Origin of the sequence: Pseudoalteromonas sp. C2R02, assembly GCF_018860845.1 — a bacterium.
Lineage (GTDB): Bacteria > Pseudomonadota > Gammaproteobacteria > Enterobacterales > Alteromonadaceae > Pseudoalteromonas.
This window is the reverse complement of sequence record NZ_JAHKQC010000034.1, coordinates 26,571-46,650: the sequence shown is the minus strand read 5'-3', so window position 1 is coordinate 46,650 and position 20,080 is coordinate 26,571. Positions and strand designations below refer to the sequence as shown.

Annotated in this window: 16 protein-coding genes; 12 read left to right on the top strand and 4 right to left on the bottom strand. The window is 33.0% G+C overall.

What is annotated here, in order from left to right:
- Positions 1–119 precede the first annotated feature (119 nt).
- Positions 120–2,153, top strand: coding sequence for a methyl-accepting chemotaxis protein (locus KO527_RS13525; RefSeq protein WP_216040814.1), 2,034 nt, complete (start codon positions 120–122; stop codon positions 2,151–2,153).
- Positions 2,154–2,404: 251 nt separating this feature from the next.
- Here KO527_RS13525 and KO527_RS13520 read toward each other — a convergent pair whose 3' ends face one another.
- Positions 2,405–2,644: a hypothetical protein gene (locus tag KO527_RS13520; RefSeq protein ID WP_216040813.1), complete on the bottom strand. Its 240-nt coding sequence runs from the start codon at positions 2,642–2,644 to the stop codon at positions 2,405–2,407.
- Between the two features lie 1,064 nt (positions 2,645–3,708).
- On the opposite strand from KO527_RS13520, the gene KO527_RS13515 reads away from it, so the two are divergent.
- The 3 genes from KO527_RS13515 (at position 3,709) to KO527_RS13505 (ending at position 7,790) form a co-directional block, all read left to right on the top strand.
- Entirely contained in the window at positions 3,709–4,671 is a 963-nt protein-coding gene (locus KO527_RS13515; protein WP_216040812.1) for a hypothetical protein, read from the top strand.
- A gap of 53 nt (positions 4,672–4,724) precedes the next feature.
- A complete protein-coding gene (locus KO527_RS13510) occupies positions 4,725–6,332 on the top strand; it encodes a hypothetical protein (protein WP_216040811.1) in 1,608 nt (535 codons plus the stop codon).
- Between the two features lie 174 nt (positions 6,333–6,506).
- On the top strand, positions 6,507–7,790 hold the full coding sequence (locus tag KO527_RS13505; RefSeq protein WP_216040810.1) for a Glu/Leu/Phe/Val dehydrogenase: 1,284 nt from the start codon (positions 6,507–6,509) through the stop codon (positions 7,788–7,790).
- Positions 7,791–7,879: 89 nt separating this feature from the next.
- On the opposite strand, the gene KO527_RS13500 is transcribed toward KO527_RS13505, so the two are convergent.
- A complete protein-coding gene (locus tag KO527_RS13500; RefSeq protein WP_216040809.1) occupies positions 7,880–9,958 on the bottom strand; it encodes a CapA family protein in 2,079 nt (692 codons plus the stop codon).
- A 132-nt stretch (positions 9,959–10,090) separates the two neighbouring features.
- On the opposite strand from KO527_RS13500, the gene KO527_RS13495 reads away from it, so the two are divergent.
- The 7 genes from KO527_RS13495 (at position 10,091) to KO527_RS13470 (ending at position 17,303) form a co-directional block, all read left to right on the top strand.
- On the top strand, positions 10,091–10,474 hold the full coding sequence (locus KO527_RS13495; RefSeq protein ID WP_216040808.1) for a ribosome recycling factor family protein: 384 nt from the start codon (positions 10,091–10,093) through the stop codon (positions 10,472–10,474).
- A gap of 115 nt (positions 10,475–10,589) precedes the next feature.
- Positions 10,590–13,523, top strand: coding sequence for a cadherin-like domain-containing protein (locus KO527_RS13490; RefSeq protein WP_216040807.1), 2,934 nt, complete (start codon positions 10,590–10,592; stop codon positions 13,521–13,523).
- A 133-nt stretch (positions 13,524–13,656) separates the two neighbouring features.
- On the top strand, positions 13,657–13,989 hold the full coding sequence (locus KO527_RS13485; RefSeq protein WP_216040806.1) for a hypothetical protein: 333 nt from the start codon (positions 13,657–13,659) through the stop codon (positions 13,987–13,989).
- A 9-nt stretch (positions 13,990–13,998) separates the two neighbouring features.
- Positions 13,999–14,745, top strand: a complete 747-nt coding sequence (locus KO527_RS13480; RefSeq protein ID WP_216040805.1) for an AraC family transcriptional regulator — start codon at positions 13,999–14,001, stop codon at positions 14,743–14,745.
- Between the two features lie 183 nt (positions 14,746–14,928).
- Complete coding sequence (locus KO527_RS25950; protein ID WP_354668621.1) at positions 14,929–15,147, top strand: transglutaminase domain-containing protein; 219 nt, start codon at positions 14,929–14,931, stop codon at positions 15,145–15,147.
- 103 nt (positions 15,148–15,250) lie between these two features.
- Positions 15,251–15,469, top strand: a complete 219-nt coding sequence (locus tag KO527_RS25945; RefSeq protein ID WP_252733721.1) for a hypothetical protein — start codon at positions 15,251–15,253, stop codon at positions 15,467–15,469.
- 160 nt (positions 15,470–15,629) lie between these two features.
- The gene (locus KO527_RS13470) at positions 15,630–17,303 is read left to right on the top strand and encodes an alkaline phosphatase (protein ID WP_216040804.1); all 1,674 of its coding nucleotides are present in this window, start codon (positions 15,630–15,632) and stop codon (positions 17,301–17,303) included.
- Between the two features lie 53 nt (positions 17,304–17,356).
- Here the strand turns inward: KO527_RS13470 and KO527_RS13465 are convergent, their stop codons facing one another.
- On the bottom strand, positions 17,357–18,001 hold the full coding sequence (locus tag KO527_RS13465; protein ID WP_216040803.1) for a tetratricopeptide repeat protein: 645 nt from the start codon (positions 17,999–18,001) through the stop codon (positions 17,357–17,359).
- 108 nt (positions 18,002–18,109) lie between these two features.
- Positions 18,110–18,778 carry a GntR family transcriptional regulator gene (locus KO527_RS13460; RefSeq protein ID WP_252733720.1) on the bottom strand — a complete coding sequence of 223 codons (669 nt, stop codon included), beginning with the start codon at positions 18,776–18,778 and terminating at the stop codon, positions 18,110–18,112.
- A gap of 802 nt (positions 18,779–19,580) precedes the next feature.
- Here KO527_RS13460 and KO527_RS13455 point away from each other — a divergent pair.
- Complete coding sequence (locus KO527_RS13455) at positions 19,581–19,907, top strand: DUF2913 family protein (RefSeq protein ID WP_216040802.1); 327 nt, start codon at positions 19,581–19,583, stop codon at positions 19,905–19,907.
- Positions 19,908–20,080 lie beyond the last annotated feature (173 nt).

The window sequence follows — 20,080 nt, the reverse complement described above, 5'->3', positions numbered from 1 at the left end:
ACCCCAATAACAGCCAAGCAGCCCATTATTATTTTATAATTAAGTATTCAATTACTATACTTGTTAATAGAATGTGATTATTATACGAAATAGATGTATTACTCTAATTAGAGATAACAATGTATAACCTGCAACTAACCATAAAACAAAAGATAATTTTAGGGTTTAGTACGATAGGAATTTTATTAATTGCAGGAAGCAGCTTTTTTTACTACTCACTAAACTCTATCAGTATCGCCAACAGCAATGTTGAAACCATTGCGGTGCCTGTTCAAAAGCAAAGTAATGCTCTGCAAATTAAACTATTAAATATGATGAAAATAAGTGCTTTGGGCTTCACTCAAAATGACATTTCATCTATCAATATAAGCCTTAAAAATTTTGAAAAATTTAATCATGAATATTTAAAAGCCGTTACTAGCTTACAAAACAAGCTATCTGAAGAACCTAAAATGCTAATTGCATTAAAAAAAACTCAGGTTCACTATGTTAATTTTGTGAACCAAAGCAATTTAATTTTTAGCGCTAAAACAAATATTGCAAAAGCAAAGCAAAACTATGTTGAGCAGTATGAGATATTTGTACATACCAGAAATAAAGCAAGTGATAACATGCTTGACCTAGAAACCATAGATGCGCCGAATCAACTTGCGTTATTAGATGTGGTGATTGGCAGTGGGACCCGAATTGATGATTTATTATTTACTTTAAAAGAAACGATGGCAGGTTTAAACAGAGTAAGTGATTTAGACACCATCAACCAACATAAAGAGGATGTTGGCTTCCTATTAAACAACATTCAAGATAACTTTAATTATTTAAATCAACAAGCTGAACCATTAAATGATGATCGCTTATTAAATGAATTTACTGCAAATTTTAACGATCTTAATTTACTTTTATCTCAGCCAGCAAAGTTATATGAATTACAAAAACAAGCATTAGCTTCAAAACTTCAAGCACTACAAGCTTATTCTACGGCTGAGCAAAGTTTTGATGTAACTTATAAAGATCTCTCTATGTTAGTCGCATTAGCTGATGAGAAATTTAAAAAATTACAAGATGCAGCAAATGAAAAAATAATGACAGGTGAAACAATTGCTATTGTCATGGCTTTAATCTTTGTGGTACTTGCCAGTTTTATCGCATCCATTACAACCAAGGCGATGCTGGTACCATTAACTGCTGTTAATAAAGCTCTATCACGTATAGCACAAGGAGATTTTAGTCACCGAATAGAAAAGCGCAGTAATGATGAATTTGGTACTTTAATCACAAATATAAATAAGCTCAGTAATGAGTTGACCGGTTTACTCCAGGGCATAAGCAAAGATGCACACTTATTAGATAAATCAGCTGAGTCTACCAATATTCAAAGCCAAAATATAACATCTACAACCAATGAGCAGATTAATCGAGTTGATAGTGCAAAACAATTAGCTGAACAAATGTACTCTAGTTCATCTTTAGTGTCTGATGAAGCATCTTTGACTGCTGAGCATGTATCCGAAGCCTCTAAATATAGTCATGAGATCAGAGATATAGCCGATTCAAATAAGCATCGGATAGAATTACTTTCAACCAGTTTAAGAGACTCTGTTGCCGTTATGACACGCTTAAGTGATCACAGTAATAGCATTGGAGGTATTTTAGATACAATTGGTAGTATTGCCGACCAAACTAATCTTTTAGCATTAAATGCAGCAATTGAAGCTGCGAGAGCCGGTGAACATGGCAGAGGCTTTGCTGTTGTAGCTGATGAAGTCCGATCTCTTGCCTCTCGTACACAAGATTCTACAACAGAAATACAAACGATGATAAATGCTTTACAAAACGAAACTCAAACTGCAGAAACCGCCATTTCTCAAGGGCAAAATCAAGCTTCTGAATGTGTTTCTCAAAGCCAAGAATTAAGTAAAGCAATTGAGCAAATCGAACATGCTCTTCAGACCATAGATCAAATGAGTAAAAGTATTAATGATTCAGCTCAAGAGCAACTGACTTTTAGTCAAAATATTGAGTCAACTATGAGTGAAGCTTCTAATGCAGCTAATACAAATGCCAACGAGGCACAAGCTATGTCACTTCGTAGTAAAGCGCTAAATGAACTTGCACAGTCATTAACTAGCTCAGTGGCAAGGTTTAAACTTTAATGTTAAAAGTAGACCTTAATTCAAATATTAACGTCTACTTACATACAATATTAAGGCAAAGATACGCTATTTCTAAACTCTAGTAATCTATACAATCTTCTCGACTATTATTTATCGATAATATTTGTTTTATAGCAAATATGCGTTCTGTGGTGGTTGAACCAATAATAGGGAAATGGCTGCTGGATGTTTTAATAACCACGCTAATATGACAATCCACAGTTCATATTGGTATTTTTTAGCTTACTGAGCTAACTCAGTTTCAATTCTTTATTGATCATCAGTGGTAAATGTATTTTCCCATTAGGATATGCAATGTCACCTAATAAGCACGAGGCGATTGGAGTTATTTCATGTTGTTGACATTGATCTAATGTGTCATCTAATAATGTGGTAATGTTATGAATATTAATTTCAACTTGATTAACTGCCAATGGCATAGAGATCATCGAACGTAACAAGTTAACTTGAGAAGGCTTAAAGTTACTCACATCAAAATGTTTAACTTTACCGTTTGTAATATATCAAAAGCCTCTGCAACTCCTTGCGAATTCTGTAAATAATCAGCTCTATATAATAAAAAACATATCTAATTGCTCGATGCCTAATCGACATCACTTTATTTAGGCCTGATCCCCGCTTTAGATGTGATAAACATGTCATCTCGTAAGTTAGGCGATGCTTTTAGTATTCACCAAATAATAACTCACTTTGTCCCGAGCCATAAATATCCGTATGATTAATGTGCCTCTATCGCACTATGAATAGCATATTGTCCCTTAGCCCGATTTGCTACAGAATTGTCACCGCAAATACGGATGCAACCATAATTCAATGGGATGAATAAATGGCAGAATTTTTGATTGTTTCAAATTTCATCTGGGACCTACATAAATATTAACAATTATATTTTTCTCAGTTAGTTATAGCCCTAATTCATAAAATTAATTGTAAATAAAGACTGAAATATTAATACATACGAATGCATTCAAAATATTAAGAAAATGATAACATTTCTTTAACTTAAATGAGATGAATTCCCATTTACAGGGGCAAAAGATTCACGTAAAATTCGCGTCATATTAAAGTACATTATCTGGAGTTCTATTCATGTCAAATTTTCAAAATGAAGATACACAATCTAAATATTTCTCAGGATTATTTTATACTTTAGCAATTTTGTTTTTTTGTTTAATCACATTCTTTTTTACTGGTGTATAAATCGTAAATTGGGTTAGTTTATCTTTATTCTAGTCTTCAAAATTGCAGATAGAATAATTATTAGTGTGTTAGCTTATCTATATCTTAAAGGATTTACGTTTAATATAGTATTATATGAAAGTTAATGTATTAGACTATTAACCCTACCCGCTTATTTTCCATTAACTTTATTTTATAATTAAATTTTTAAAATTCCATTTCTATTTGTTTTTAACTGACACATTTAATATCTGAGATTACATCTAAGAAATTATTAAGTTTAATAAAAATGACATATATTCATTATATTCTTGTTTGCGTGCCTGTTAGTGGTACATTTAATTAGGAGTTTATTGTGAATATTAAAACATTATGCTTAGGCTTAGCTTTAGTACAGTCTAGCTTTATCCATGCCTCTATTTATTCAAATCCAGGAACTGTAGAACAAAATACAAGATATGCTGTTAAAAACTCAGCATTAGATAACGTATTACAACATAGAAATCAAAAAGCTTGGTTATATACTGATAATACAGACTCTGGGGGTATAACTGGCTCTTATAGTGCTGGTAATTGGGTAAAGCTGCATGATCGCACTATGAAAATCGGTGTCGGCTCAATTTCATTTGAATTTAACCCTGCAAAAATAGATTGTACTCAAGGAATGTCGTTTAATTTAGAAGTTGGGGAAGATACTGTCAGTGTATTTAAGCCAAATTGCGATGATTTACTTGACGCTTCTATTACCTACCCTATTAGTCATTATTTTGATCTCATACCAGATGGTATTAAGCCTAAAGTCGTTGTACCACTAGACCCATTAGGTTTATTTCAAATAGGTGTTAAATTTGGAGTCGGTGTTGAAGTAGGAGCAGAATTTACAGCTGGTGGTGTAATTGGTGGCCATAATAATGAGCAACCATTCACGCCTAATGGTGTTAGGAATCCTGATTATGTATATGCGTCAGTGGCACCTTATGTGAGCGGTCAAATTTCTGGAGCTGCATATACAACTTTTGGACACGGTATTGCTGAGGCTGGTGTAAAAGGTAAATTTAATATCGTAAAGGTACAAGCCAAGGGCTATATGGAAGCAGGGATTCGTCGAATAGAACATGATGACGGCATACAAGAAGAAGGCTTTTTAGAATTAAAAGTCACAGGAAAACTATCCGGTGGCGACGGAAAATTAGAAGCATATTGTAAGAAACTTTGGGGGTTATTATATTTCAGCGCAAATTTAATGAAATGGGATCCTATATACACTTATGAACGCACTTTTTTTGAATATGCTAGTCCTTCTTGGGAAAAAATTTAGATAATTAAATTCAATAGCGAAGATTGGCTTCGCTATTTTATAGGAATAAATAAATGAAACCGACTTTTAAAATAATAGCGCTCGTTTTTATTGTGGCTTTATTATTTCTTTATAATTTAAATGTAGGCAAAACACCCCCTGTTGTTAATGCTCAATTTGAACTCAGTACCAATGTATCTAACGATGTTCATAGGAAAAAAAACACACTAAATGAATTTAATTTTAAAATTAAAACAATATTATCAACCAATAATAAAATTAGTAATCAATCAAGTTTTGAAGGTAAGTTTTTATTAAAGCCCGAAGAAATAAACAACCAATTTCTTGGACAGATAAGGGATGTAAAAATTGTTAGTCAAGTCGGTGAAGAATCAAATACAGTTGATATACCCAAAAGCATTCCATTTAAGGTCAAATACAATAACTTTGTATTTGACCAGGTTAATTTATTAAAATTAACAGCTGATCATCCAGTTAATGCAATTAAAGTTTTACTAAAACAGCTTTCATATCAATTTGATAAACCATTAAAAATAACCAGCGCGACTAATGAAACTGAATATAGATATAAAAGAAATGGAAATAGCATCACACGAACAGCTGTATATAGAGATTACTTTAACAGTGATCTAAATTTGCAAAGAATAAATGAAAATGAAAATTGGGAAATATTATTAGACAAAGAAAATAATATAATTAAATTGGATTTTACTAATCAAAATTTATATAAAAATGATATTAATGAATTAAATTTAACACAAGAAATAGAAGTCACAGTAATTAATTCGAAAACAGAATTTAAAAAATTAAGTTATGAACTAAATGCTAATTCTAGTATTAGTGCCATTCATCTAATGCAACCTAAAAAACACGAAATATTAAATGAAAACCAACTTTTAAACGCAATAGCACAGTTAAAACACAATATGCAAAATGAATCATTATTATCAGAGGTCGGACGCTATTTGGGTGAAAATTATGATACAGATAAACTATTGGCTCTATTAAATGGTAGCCCTAACGCGTCAGCATTAATATATGCGCTACAAAAATCAAATACACAAAAATCTGAAATAAGTTTAATAAATTTACTTGAGCACCCAGATTTACAGGCTCAAAATCAGCAAAGAGTGATCATGTCTTTGGCACGCCTAATTAATGCGAGTGATTATGCTTTTACAAGTTTAAAAGCAGTAGCTGACAATAAAGAGCATCAATACTCGAATACAGCATTATTAAATATAGGATCTGTAGCTAAGAACTCTCCTGATCTCGCAGCTGAAGTTGAACACTACTTATCAGACCAGCTTACTAATTCGAATAAAACTGCAATGACCTTATTAGCCATTAATAATTCAGGTTCAAATAAACTAAATGCACATGTCTCAAATTTACTCGGGAATAAAAATGCTGAAGTAAATATCGTTGCTTTAAAGATATTAGCAAAAGATATCAAATACCAAGATCGTCTTATTGATTATGCAAGTACAAGTAGTAACCCTAAAGAAATTATAGCTGTAGCCCAAGGTTTGAGGCGTGAAAATAGATCTCTATCAGCAAGTCAAAAAACAATTATTGAAGCAAAATTGGCCGAAACTGAACATCCTATTTTAAAAACCCAATTATCTGAGTTATTAGTAATATCTAGCAAAATTTTTTAATGAAGAAGATCAAGTTATATGATCTTTATTTAGATTTTATAACTTGCTCTTAGTACATGAATACGCGTTATAACAATTAATTACTAAAATTTTAAACTCATAAAAAGTGAAATTAAGCTAGTCTAAATTATACAGATAAAGATTTATCTTTAGATAATAATTAACAGGATGCTTATGTCTGATCATATTTTTAAAGATGCAATAGAACGTGTAAAACGAATTGGTTCTCAAGCAGATGTGAGTTTAGATGTTATCAACTCATTAATGCACCCACATGCCACACTTACAGCAAGTTTACCTGTGAGGATGGATGATGGTTCAACACAATATTTTACTGGATATCGTTGTCGTTATAATAATTTATTAGGGCCTTCAAAAGGTGGCATAAGATATCATCCAGATGTAAACCGCCAAGAAGTAGAAGCGTTAGCTTTATGGATGACCATTAAATGCGCCATTGTTGGCCTGCCCTATGGTGGCGGTAAAGGTGGCATTACAGTTGATGCCAAAAAACTTTCAGCCATGGAAATAGAACGATTATCCAGAGCTTATGTTCGTGCAATGGCTGATTTTATAGGCCCAGACACTGATATTCCAGCACCTGATGTATATACCAATGCCAGAATTATGGGTTGGATGATGGATGAATATGAAACAATAAAGCGCGTAAAAGCACCGGGCGTGATCACAGGTAAACCAATAAGTTTAGGTGGCAGTTTAGGTCGGGATGATGCGACAGGTCGCGGCGCATATTTATGTATTAAACAATTAGAATCTAAAAATAAGTGGCAACCACACAATATTACTGTTGCAGTACAAGGCTTTGGTAATGGCGGGTATCACGTTGCTAGGTTATTACATGATGATGGCTATAAAATAGTGGCTATTAGTGACTCCCAAGGTGGGATTTATTCCGATAACGGCTTTGATGTTGACAGTATTTACAAAGGTAAACAAGAAACAAATCGTATTACTGCGCTTTATTGTAAACATTCCGTGTGTGAGTTAGTCGATCATGATGTGATCACTAATGAGCAGTTACTAGAGCTTGATGTTGATATACTAATCCCAGCGGCACTTGATGGTGTGATCACTACTAAAAATGTGAAAAACATTAAAGCAAAAAATATTGTTGAAGTAGCCAATGGCCCAATTATTGGGGAAGTTGATCATATTATTGCACAAAAAGGCATCACTGTTATACCTGATGTTTTGGCGAATGCCGGTGGTGTTACAGTAAGTTATTTTGAATGGGTGCAGAACAAAAACGGTTATTATTGGTCCTTACCTGAAGTACATAATAAATTGGCCACTATTATGAACCAAGCATTTTCTGAAATATGGGATATTTCAATAAACGAGAAAGTAAGCATGAGAGATGCTGCTTATATACTGGCCATGCGCCGCTTCGATAAAGCAGTAAGTGCACATGGTACACAACAATACTTTTCTAATTAGAATTTTATTCAAAATAAAAATGCCATCATAGATATGATGGCATTTGATTCAAGGGTGATAACTACAAAACTTTCAATAAAATGGTAAAGCTATTTCAAATCAATTTTTACATCTGATTTAGGGGTTGTATTAAAACCAATAAAACTAGCTTGTTTATTGCCATCATTCACAACTGGTAAACTATTCAATTTACTATAGGCACTTTGCCATTCAACTAAATTTACATCATCTAAATAAACCGTATTTTTATTACCAGATAAATCTTCAATGTCTAGTAATATTCTAAAGCTACGATAACCAACACGTTGGGTATTAAAAGCGACTTCTAGGTTTGTCCAACCTTCTGTGCCATCTAATGTCACAGTTTCAATTAAATGTTTTTTAGCACTTTTAATTGCATATGAGAATTTATCTCGGCTCTTACGGCCTTGCCAATAAAAGTTAACTTTCGTATCTGAATCTACTTTGATATTGGTACTAATTGTCATCGGTGAACTTGGGTTATAAACACGTCTAAAGTTTGTCATGCCAAATGTTTCGATTTGACGAGACTTTAATTCAGCTTTTACAGACTTCTTACCACTTGATGCAGAATCTAAAGTAATATCAAATGCATTCTGATCAATATTCCAACCGCGTTCGTTACTATCAAAGGTATCAAAGCTTTCAAAGTCAGAACCATTCACTAAATTAACACCTAAACGATAGGTTAATTTTTTATCTGTACTTGATACGTGAGCAATACTTTGCTGCCATTGTGTATGGTAAAGTGGGTAAACCGTTTGATCATCTTTGGCTTTAATAGTGATATCACTATTAGCAGTAACGGGTAATTTATTCGGTGTAATAACAGCATGGCCACCAGATATGCCTAATTTTATACCGCGTTTTTGAGATAACTGATCTAAACGTTTTAATACAGTATATCTATGCATACCTGTTGCAGGCGTTGGTTTATACCCTTTTAAATAAACAGGTACTATCTCGGCGCGATGTAATTTCTCTCCATCCATCCATACATATAAAACAAATGAATGTGGTGTAGAATAAAAGTACTGATCGAAGATAAAATTACCCATAGAGTAAGCTATTAACTTATCATTATAGATTTCAAAACCTTGAGTTACATGCGGATGATGAGCAATCGCCATATCTGCACCGGAATCAATGGATGTTTTTAATCTCTGTTCAGTTACTAAAGTTGGCTCTGTTTTATATTCTAGGCTGCCGTGATATTGCACTATTGTGGCATGGTTATCAGCTGATTCACGGCTAACCGAATCTACAATATTTTGCATAGAACCAAAAGCTGCACCACCTTTATCATCTGAAGCGGTTTGGTTTGGTGTAAAACCACCTTCCCAACCGACATAGCCTAAAAATGCGAAATCAGTACCATTGATATTTTGTCTATGGGCTTTAAGCGCTTGCTCCTTATTTATGCCTGCTCCTGCATAATTTAAGGTACTTTTTTCAAGATATTTTAAAGTTGATTTAAGGCCTGAGTCCATATAATCATAAGTATGGTTATTGCCTAAAGTAACAAAGTCTATACCTGCCCATTCAAGGGCTGTGAGTGTTTCTGGTGGAGAATAAAAAGTGACAGATTTAGGTGCGCGTTCGTTAGGTTTTGTATGTGCAATTTGAGTCTCTAAATTAACCGCGGCCATATCAGCCAAGCTCATATAAGGGCGCATATGCTCAACTATCGATTTTGTATCTTGCTGTTTACTATCTGCTTCAATAATAACAGCGTTATCAAACTTAGGTTTTGCAAAACGACGGCCCATCATCACATCGCCACCAAAAGCAAATAAGGTGCGCCCATTTACTTTTTTAACCAGCTCAACAGGTTGAATATTCATATCCTGTTGCTCTAATTCATAATGACTGAATGTTTGAATACCTGTGTAATAATCTTCTGTTGAAAATGTTAAAGCATAAATGTCATCGGCTGATACCCAAACACTATAATCACCATTAGTATCGGTTTTAAAGCTTTGACCATTTATCACAAGGTTAGCATTTTTAAGCGATCTTTGTTGTTCGTCAACAAGCGAACCTGTAATATTCACTTTACCTGTTTCATCAATAGCTGAAACCGTCTTACACGCACTAACAACGCCTAAACTTAAACCAATAAGGGTTAACAACAGATTTTTATTCATAATTATTATCTTCGATTGCTGGAATAAACACACTAACATGCATTTTAAACATCGAACAATGCATTTACACCAAACAACCATAACCTCAGGTTATATGTGTTTTAAAAAGCATAAAATACAGTTTAGGATAGTATGATTAAAATAATTAAAAATACATCTATGATAGAAATTCCACTCAATAGTTTTGTTCGCAGGACGCAAGACCATAAACCACTCAAAGCGTTAATTATGGGCACGGGTGCTTTGCTTAAACGAAAAGGGCGTTCTCGTAACTGGGTATTAAAAGCCGACTGGCCACAGATCAGTGAAATTTTAAATAATGTGCAAGTCAACGAAGAGCCGAGTTGGCAATGGTTTATCAATGAATTACATAAACATAAACCACAATTATCAGTTAATGAACTTGTTGAATTAATAAAACAACAACCGCTTATTACACTTAATCAGTTAATTGAAAAAACAGATTGCACATTAGCACAAGCAAGAGAAGCGATTGATATTGTAGAGTGGCACTAATTTAATATGATATAGGTTACATAGTAAGTTATTGATATTATTGCTAGCTTAATTAAATAACATCATGTTAACATTCCCCGTTTTAAGAACAGCAATAAAAATGGTATTAAGTATAATGCAAATATACAAACGGGTTTTTGTACTATCAATATTTTGCTTTGCAATGGCAGCATGTGGTGGAAGTGGCGGGACTAATAATGAAACAGACAATAAACAAAAAAATAAAGCGCCTGTTGCAATTGATGACTCAGTGAGTATTTGGGTAAATGAAACAGCTCCTATTTCAGTAATCTCAAATGATAGTGATAGTAATGGTGATAATTTATCAATCACTGAGATATCAAAACCAGCAAATGGCGTTGCAACATTCTCTGACAAAATAATTACCTATACACCTAATTCAAACTTTATTGGTTATGACAACCTTTCCTACATAGTCAGTGACTCTAAAGGAGGGTCTTCCAGCGCTAATATTACCATTACAATTAATAATAAAGCACCAGACGCTATCAATGATAATGTAACAACAACGCAAAGCAATTCTGTTGAATTAAACTTATTAGAAAATGATAGCTCACAAGGACAACATCAATTATCTTTAGTTAGTATGACACCACCTAAGCGTGGTCAAATATATAATGATCTTGGTGTTATTAGTTATGTACCACAGTTAGGTTATGTTGGTCAGGATTCATTTGGTTATGTTGTTAGAGATACACATGGAGACGAATCCACTGCCACCGTGTCAATTATAATCGAAAATCAAGTCCCTATAGCTGAAAACGATAATGTACAAACATTACAAAATCAAAGTATTGTAATTTCGGTTTTAGACAACGATATAGACGCTGTTGGAGATAATTTAACAATATCAGGGAATTCACAACCAAATTTTGGTCATGTTTCTATTGAAAATAATCAACTTGTTTATATTCCACAGCTAGGCTTCTCAGGCCAAGACAGCTTTGACTATGTAATGTTAGATAATTATGGAGCTAGCAGTACTGCGACTATTTTAGTTGATATTACTAATCAGTTACCAAATGTATTAAATGATAGCATCACTGTCCTTGTTGGACATACTATTGAAATTGATGTATTAGCAAATGATATCGACGTTGAAGGTGATAATTTAACCATTGAATCTATAAGTTCACCTGAGCAAGGTTATGCAGAAATAATTGATAATAAAGTTTCTTATACTGCTCCATATAATTATGAAGGAGAAATCATCGTTGGATATACGGTTTCTGATAATTATAGTGGTTCAGATTCAGGGTTTATTAGTTTTAATGTATCAAATAGTGTCATTCTTACTGGTAAAGTAGCCAATCTTACACAGTCTGATATTGAGGTGGTATTTACTGAATCTGATAAAAGTATAAAAGTTTTAACTAATTCAAATGGTGTTTTTGAAGCTAAAATATCATTAGAAAATTTGTCTAGTCTGGTAGTTGCAAACGTTAAATATCCACAAAAATCTTATGAGCTATTTGCGCATTACGGCTCTGTTAGTAGTTTATTAGCAAGCGCAAATGAAAGTGGTGAAGTCAATGTACAGTCTATAAGTCATTTTACCACAGCTGAATACGAGCTATTAAATCAAATTAATCAGGATCCGATAGTCACAGAACAAACCCTTTCAGACATACAGCAAAGGCTTGATTACGATTATGTAATAGATTTAGCTGCGACAGCGAACATTATAACCTCTGACAATGGGTTAAATTTACCTGAGCGTTTTAATTCGATAAATGACTTTATGCAATTACCTTTTGAGATCAGTAAAGAATTAGGAAAATGGCGAATTCATAATAATCAAGATTATATTTTAGGGTATGAATCATTATTTAATAATACTCATTTAACGTGGACTCCTGATGAATTAAACCAAGGGAGGCATGCTTTATACCGTTCAGGGAAAGCTTCTTCTTTATTTACCACTGACCATTTAATTCTAAATAATGAAAATCAAGGATACATAGATACAAATAACCACTATAAAGCGCCGCTAAACATAAATTGGCAATTAACAGACTCCAAACTCGATATTAACGTCGAAGACATTAATCGAGAATTTTTATATCAATATGATGATAACGCTGTTGCTAAAAGCTTTAATTTTGGTGCTCAAAATATTCAAATAAAAAGTATTCTTAAAACAAATAAACATACGATATTATTTGAAAAAAGAACTGGCTGTATTGAGATTTCTACAGATGATGAAAATAATGATATATGTGGTGAAAACAGTCCAACCCAAACCCTTTATCAAAGTCGTCGATTAATAACAACTTCATACTCTGAAATTTCGCCCGGTGAGTATCATTTTGAAACTGTTGATTATATGCAAGGGAATACTGATACCGAAATATATACCTCTTTCGATACTATTGCTGCAAGTTTTACTCTGAATGATAACGGTAGTTTTACCGAGTATTCTGATAGTTATAATAAAAGTCGAACTGGAACTTGGTCTTTACACGATGACGGTTTCCAACTTACTTATGATAACGGAATAAAAACCATTTATGCGAAAATAAGTAATTACCAAGGGTTACCTATTTATCAATATAGAGTTTTCGAAAACAATCAACCAGTTCTAGTAAAGACAACTTATTTAGTAGCAAAACAAAATTTTAGCTTGTTTTCACATCAAGGTGAATTTAGCCCTGCAGAATTACCACTGTTTGATCCTGATATAAATACTAATTTAAAAATACCTTACGAAATTGATAACACTGGAATTCAACAAAATTATCGAGCAGGTACTTGGTATGATTCTTATTCTGGGCGTTTTAGTTGGTCATTTAATAATCTCATATATAAACTTGACTACTTTGTGCACCCTGAAAATTATGAATATGTTACCTACTGTGATGTTAATAAAGATAACTGCGAACAATGGCGATATCGTGAATTTGAAGTGATTGGTAAGCTAGGAGAGTTATATTTAATCAAAAACAATCAAGCTTATATTCCAGGCACAGTTATTCAAAGTAATTTCCGCTCTGGCTATATCGGACTCTTTAAGTATAAATCGTTTTAAGTATGTTTAGTATTTTTGCTTATCAAAAACTTACTTTTTGGTAAGCAAAATATCGCGAAATTTAACTTATTTTAATTGTTTTAAAAAACTGAATCACGTAGCCTACTCAACTTAAAAATTATAGGCTAATTAAATGAAAACATTACTTAAAAGCATTCAATACGGCATGTTAGATTATATAGATGGTGAAGAGGATCCTGAATATACTTCAGAAGATGTAGAACAGTGCATCACACTGTTATTAGAATTTATGACATTTATGGGCTCTGAGCCACAAACAAATGATTCAGCGACCTATGAAGTTCAAGAGTTAGTTCTGTCTTTAAACGATTTAAACGCGCGATGTTTTAACTGTTTAATAGAAACAAGTGAACGTGAAGACATATGCAAATTTATAGATAAAGTTATCGTACAAGCTGGATTAAAATTTGATCATGATATAACCGTAAAGTACCGTCAGTGGTAAAACATTATTATGGATAAACCAACTGTTTGGATTAAACCTGGTATCGTGAGTATTTTTGGTACTAGCTTTGATGCCGCATCCCATTCACATCAAGCAATTCAATTGGTTTGGCCATCATTAGAATCATTATGTACAGTTAATGGAAATGAAATTGCGCAGCCCATTATCATCAACTCTAAGATTCCTCACCAATTAAAAATGACACAGGGCTGGATTTTACTCATAGAACCAAAAAGTGATTTAGGAGAATCATTAATTCACATGTTAAATAAACAAGATTACATGCCATTTAATTTTCCTTTCATAAGTCGCTGTGATCCTGAAGATGTACCTAATAGTCTAAATACTGTGTTAGCACCTTTGTTTTCATATTTAAATTTACCAATCCCCTTTTTATTTAAAAATAACTCAACTGTGATCGATAAACGCATTAAACAAATCATAAGGCAATTAGATAAATGCTTAGAAGGTGATTGCATCAAACCAAAAACATGGCGAGCAGCTAAAGTCGCAAGTCAATTGTGTTTATCTGAAAGTCGGTTTTTACATTTATTCAGTCAAGAATTAGGAGTTTCGTGGCGACCGTATTTATTATGGCGAAGAATGATGTGTGCAGTACAAGCTATCTTAAATAATACCTCAGCAACTCATGCGGCACATTCTGCTGGCTTTTCGGATAGTGCCCACCTAAGTAGAACGTTCAAAAATACTTTTGGCATGACCATCAGACAAGCCCTCACTCTTTTTAAAAGATAACCAGTTTATTCAATTTTGTTTAAACTCAATAAATTATTCTTAACACATATTAATTGAACTGGATTATCCAAATGCGGAATTTATTAACAGACTTCCTACTTTCAACACCAATGCTAGATTTTAATCATCAAAAATTACAATCTTGATAGCACAAAACAATGGCGCAATTTACCTATATTTGATGTGATAAGTGCAATTTACAATTTTGCGCGTGATGACATTAAATTGGGTTATAACGCAGACGACCGTATATCAGCAAGCCAATTCCTAAAATATGGTTATGGAGAATGTAATACTAAAGGTACTTTATTGATTGCTTTGTTTAGAGTGGTTGGTATCTCAAGCCATTTTCATGTCTTACAATTTATAATGAACTTCAGCCAAATTACTTATCTGATTTAGCACCTGAGCGTATCGGTTAGAAGTTAACCTTGATAGACGCTGGATAAACCTTGAAGGTTACATTATCGATCAAACTTTTTTAGCTCAGGTACAAAATAGCTATGTGGTTCAATGTAAAGAATTTTCAGGTTTTGGTAATGCAACAAAATGTTTAGCTTCGCCACAAATTGATTTTAATGCTGAGGCTACTTACATACAAAGTGAAGGTATCGCTGATGATTTAGCGTTTATACACAACCTGATGATTTTTACACCGGATTTAATAGTCACCTTTTTGGGATTAAAAAACTATTTTTTAGATATGTTGCTTGCCATTTTATGAACAAAAATGTAAATAGAATTCGTAAAAATGGCATTAAATTATTTTAGCTTTAGAGCTTATACTCAAACTGACATATATTTGCCATTAATTTGTCATATAACTCCTTTAACCTTTTGTGAAAATATTACTTAAATATATATTTTATAAAAGGTTTTAAAACATGAACAAAAGTATGTTAGCTTTAGCTGTATCAGCTATTTTAATATCGGGTTGCAGCGATAATGAAAAAACGATTGAAGTGATCAAGGAGGTCGAAGTAATAAAAGAAGTACCTCGTGCTGAAGTCACTAAAGTTAAAAATGTTATTTTAATGATAGGCGATGGTATGGGTCCTCAACAAGTTGGATTATTAGAAGAATACGCCCGCAGAGCACCGCAATCTATTTATAACACCAAAAACAATATCACTGCGTTATCAAAATTTGCTAATGCTGGTCAAATGGGTTTATCACTCAACGCACCCCATGGTGAAACTGGCAGCTTAGTTGTAGATTCAGCTTGTTCAGCAACTCAATTAGCCACAGGTCTTGCATCCGGTTCAGAAATGGTTGGGTTAGATATCAACGGCAATAAAGTTCAAACTATTTTAGAAAAAGCGAAAGCTATGGGTAAAGCGACTGGTTTAGTATCAGATACTCGAATCACTCACGCAACGCCTGCTGCTTTTGCTTCACATCAGCCTCATCGCTCGCATGAATCTGAAATCGCGGTTGAATTGGTCAGTTCAGGTAATGTTGATGTACTTCTTTCAGGTGGTGCTCGTGTATTTTTACCGTCAGATATCAAAACAGATGAAATTGAGCGTGCTGCTATGGCTGAGTTAGGTTTACCTTTAAGTACCTATAAAAAATCAAAACGTAGTGATGATCGAAATATAATTTTAGAAGCGAAAGATGATCACGGATATAACTTAGCTTTTGATGCAGAGCAACTTGATGCAGTTGAAGGTGATAAATTACTCGGCTTATTTTCAAACTCAGGTATGGCTGATGGTATCGCCTATTCAGCTTGTAAAAAAGATAATATCTGTACTCAGCCTTCTTTACGTGAAATGACATTAAAAGCATTAAACATATTATCTAAAGACGATGATGGCTTTTTCTTAATGATTGAAGGTGGACAAATAGATTGGGCTGGCCATGTAAATGATACAGGTTGGATGCTACATGAATTATTGAAATTTGATGAAGCTGTAGATGCAGTTTATGAATGGGTTAAAGACAGAGAAGACACCTTAGTTGTTGTTACGGCAGATCATGAAACCGGTAGCTTTGGTTTTAGTTACTCTCGTAAAGAGTTACCTCAAGCACAGACATTGTCTGGAGATGGTATGCAAGGAAAGGATTATAAACCTAACTTTAACTTCGGCGCTTTAAACAAACTTGACAGATTACATGCGCAATCAGGTACTTTTTACGACATGATGAGCCAAGTTGATTCTGATTGGGATTTCAGTAATACAACTGGTGAGCAATGGGCTAATGCAATCAATAATTACAGTGATTTTAAGGTCACGCCGGAGCAATCGGCGCATATCGCTGAGAGAGAAGAAAATGAGTATTATGTAGCTGAACACAAGTACTTATCTGCCGCAGAATTTCCTAAAATAAATGATTTCAAGGAATTTTATGTATATGGTGATGAACTTCATGCTAACTTAATTGGCCGTACTTTAGGTGCAGATCAAAACACAGTATGGGGAACGGGTACGCATACAGCCGCGCCTGTACCTGTTTATGCTTTTGGTCCAGAAGGTGTTACAAAACAATTTTCCACTATGCAACATCATGTAGATTTAGGGCAAAAAATGATGAATGCGATTTCACAAGATTAGTTTAAAGATAACCTTAAATAGTCTCAAATCACTAAAAGCTTAACTTAATTAGCTCAGGTTAAGCTTTTTTCAATACATGTCAATTCCTTATAATAAAAGATTAATTCTTTGATATAAGGTTTATACCGATATTCATTTAACTTGCTCAACATAAATTCCCTTGCATTTTTTTTATCTTGGGAACTTAAAACCCACTCAAAATGTTTCTTACCTTTGTCAACTTTTCCTTGTAATAATAAGTAAAGTCCCAAATCTATTCTTGCTTCTATATTATCTGGATACACTAAAATAAGTTTAGTGAGTACAGAGCAAGCTGACTTTAAATCTTTATTTGATTTATAACATTGGGCGAGTAAATACCAAGCAGACATTTTTCTTGGTTCGATTTCTAGGGCTTTATTATATGATTTAATTGCGCGTTGATAATTTTTTTGCGCTTGTTGTACTTGGGCGATATTTTCCCAATGACATGCAGTTTCTTGGACAATATTGGCTTTTAATAAATAGTTTATAGCATGCTCATAAAAACCTAACCTAAAATGCACCATAGCAACATTGTTCAGGTTGTTATAATCATTATTATCTTTTTTTATTAATTTACGCCCTATTTTTAAAGCTTTATTAGAATCACCCTTTTCTAACGCAGCTTTAAATAGGTCATTTAACTTATGTTTATTTGCTAGTAATAATTCAAACATGGAGTTTACTTGTTAACCATAACTTTATAGTTAAACTTTAGCTCAATAAAAACATCAAATTACTGTTTCATTTAAAATTCATCAAAGTGAATTATTATTGCAATAAAACTATAGAGCACCTTGTAGGACTTCTTTTATTTCATCTCTTGAACTTAAAATATGCTGTTTAAGTAATTTAACTGCTTTTTTAACATCTCTTTCGATACAGGCATTTAAAATGTCTTTATGATCAGTACCCACTTTTACAACTCCACCTAAACTATTAATATGTACACGCACATATCGCTCAGCCTTAGTATTTAATATATTCACTAATTCTTGAGTTTGAGGTAAGTCAGCTGATGAGTATAAACATGTATGATAATCGGTATTTAAATCACACCACACTTTAGGCGCATTATTTAACTTAAGTGCATTATCTAACGTATCTAAAATAAAACCAGCTTGTTTTATTTTATCATGGGATAAATTAGGGATTGAACTTTCTAATAGCTGAGTTTCTAATGTCGCTCTTAACAGAAATAGCTCATCTACTTGCTCTAAATTAAACTCAGTAACACTGGCGCCTTTGTTTGCTTTAAAAGTAATTAGCCCTTCACTTTCTAATAATAAAAGTGACTCGCGCACAGGTATTTGACTTACATTTAGCTCTTTTGCCAGAGCTGCTTGACGTATATGTGTTCCAACGGCTATCTCACCACTGAGTATTTTTTCTCTGACAGATTCGGTGACTAACTGAGTCAGGGTTTTATATTCCATTCTTTTTACTGCTGACATGAGTTTTCCTAAATCAGTTATAAACTATTATTTACATCGTCCAATAATAACAATTCTTTATCATTGTTATTGATATTTTTTATCTTTATGTAATCTAAATCTTCATAAACGTTAACTCTTTGTGTAAACCCGTGCGTTTTCAAAGTATTTGAGGCTGCCACAACTTTATTGATCATCAAGATTTAAAATATTGTGCTATTTTTACTAAGTCTTGTTTTAATTCGTAATAATCAAATGTCAGATTATTTAACGTTTCGAAAAATTGAACATAATTTCCGATATTAAGTGAAACACTGTAATTTTTGATAGAATTATTTGTAATTCAGACATATTCTGTAAAGTCATCACCTAATATACAGATTTAATTAAACGACCATTAGATACATCCATAAGATCAGAAAATATATAAAATTCACATAAGCATTTTATTAACTTCTTCCCTTAGCAAGCTACCAAACCATATAAATTCAACCTGATAAATAGCTCAGATAAAATCCATTCAATATATCTTGTCCCTAAGGGTGGATTATTTAACGAATGCATTATGCTAGTGATTACAAAGTTGTCTTTATCGATAAAGATAGTCGCTATGAATGTGAAAAACTTTTATTAATTTCGCAAAATAGAGACTTTGTAAGCGTGTTTTAAACAAAAAATTAAACTTTATCTGCGAATTTTATATTTTTTTTAATCTTTTTTACTATTTTTTGTATTTTATTGGCCCTATACATACTCTAGATATTTTATGATTGTATAAATAGTGATAGAATATGCGCAACTAAATATACAGGTAAACGAAATTTTGCAACAAGAAGAACTTCACGAGCAATTGCTCACAGACATGGCACAATGTGCATTGATGGCTTTAGCGATTGAACAACAAACTGGCAAGTGTGGATTTGGTCCAACTTCAGAACATAAATTTTTGAGTAAATGGTTAACTGCTGCGTATAAACAAAAACGTTTTGCTAAAGAGACTGCGCCTACGCTACAAGCTCTTACTCAAATGGCTAAAGAAAAAGGTCAATTTGCTGGATTAAAAGCTAATTTAATAAAACTAAGCAAGCCAGAAGAAAATACTGACTCAGAGTCAGATACAGAATCTTCATCAGATACAGCTTCAAAGTAAATCTATAAATTCTGAACAGCATGTGATCAAAATAAATGAGGTCACATGCATGTTTCTCAATTAAAGCAAACCTATAGATAATTATTACCACAGACCTTTTTAATAGTACTTCGGTGAACTTGTCAAAATACTTAAGTAAATAATAGGACATGGCGACGGCCATTGACTAAGAC

Excerpts from the sequence above, each read along its gene's own strand:
- KO527_RS13465 (WP_216040803.1), bottom strand. The coding sequence starts at position 18,001 with ATGTTTGAATTATTACTAGCAAATAAACATAAGTTAAATGACCTATTT.
- KO527_RS13510 (WP_216040811.1), top strand. The coding sequence starts at position 4,725 with ATGAAACCGACTTTTAAAATAATAGCGCTCGTTTTTATTGTGGCTTTA.
- KO527_RS13505 (WP_216040810.1), top strand. The coding sequence starts at position 6,507 with ATGTCTGATCATATTTTTAAAGATGCAATAGAACGTGTAAAACGAATT.
- KO527_RS13495 (WP_216040808.1), top strand. The coding sequence starts at position 10,091 with ATGATTAAAATAATTAAAAATACATCTATGATAGAAATTCCACTCAAT.
- KO527_RS13490 (WP_216040807.1), top strand. The coding sequence starts at position 10,590 with ATGCAAATATACAAACGGGTTTTTGTACTATCAATATTTTGCTTTGCA.
- KO527_RS13460 (WP_252733720.1), bottom strand. The coding sequence starts at position 18,778 with ATGTCAGCAGTAAAAAGAATGGAATATAAAACCCTGACTCAGTTAGTC.
- KO527_RS13525 (WP_216040814.1), top strand. The coding sequence starts at position 120 with ATGTATAACCTGCAACTAACCATAAAACAAAAGATAATTTTAGGGTTT.
- KO527_RS13470 (WP_216040804.1), top strand. The coding sequence starts at position 15,630 with ATGAACAAAAGTATGTTAGCTTTAGCTGTATCAGCTATTTTAATATCG.
- KO527_RS13500 (WP_216040809.1), bottom strand. The coding sequence starts at position 9,958 with ATGAATAAAAATCTGTTGTTAACCCTTATTGGTTTAAGTTTAGGCGTT.
- KO527_RS13485 (WP_216040806.1), top strand. The coding sequence starts at position 13,657 with ATGAAAACATTACTTAAAAGCATTCAATACGGCATGTTAGATTATATA.
- KO527_RS13480 (WP_216040805.1), top strand. The coding sequence starts at position 13,999 with ATGGATAAACCAACTGTTTGGATTAAACCTGGTATCGTGAGTATTTTT.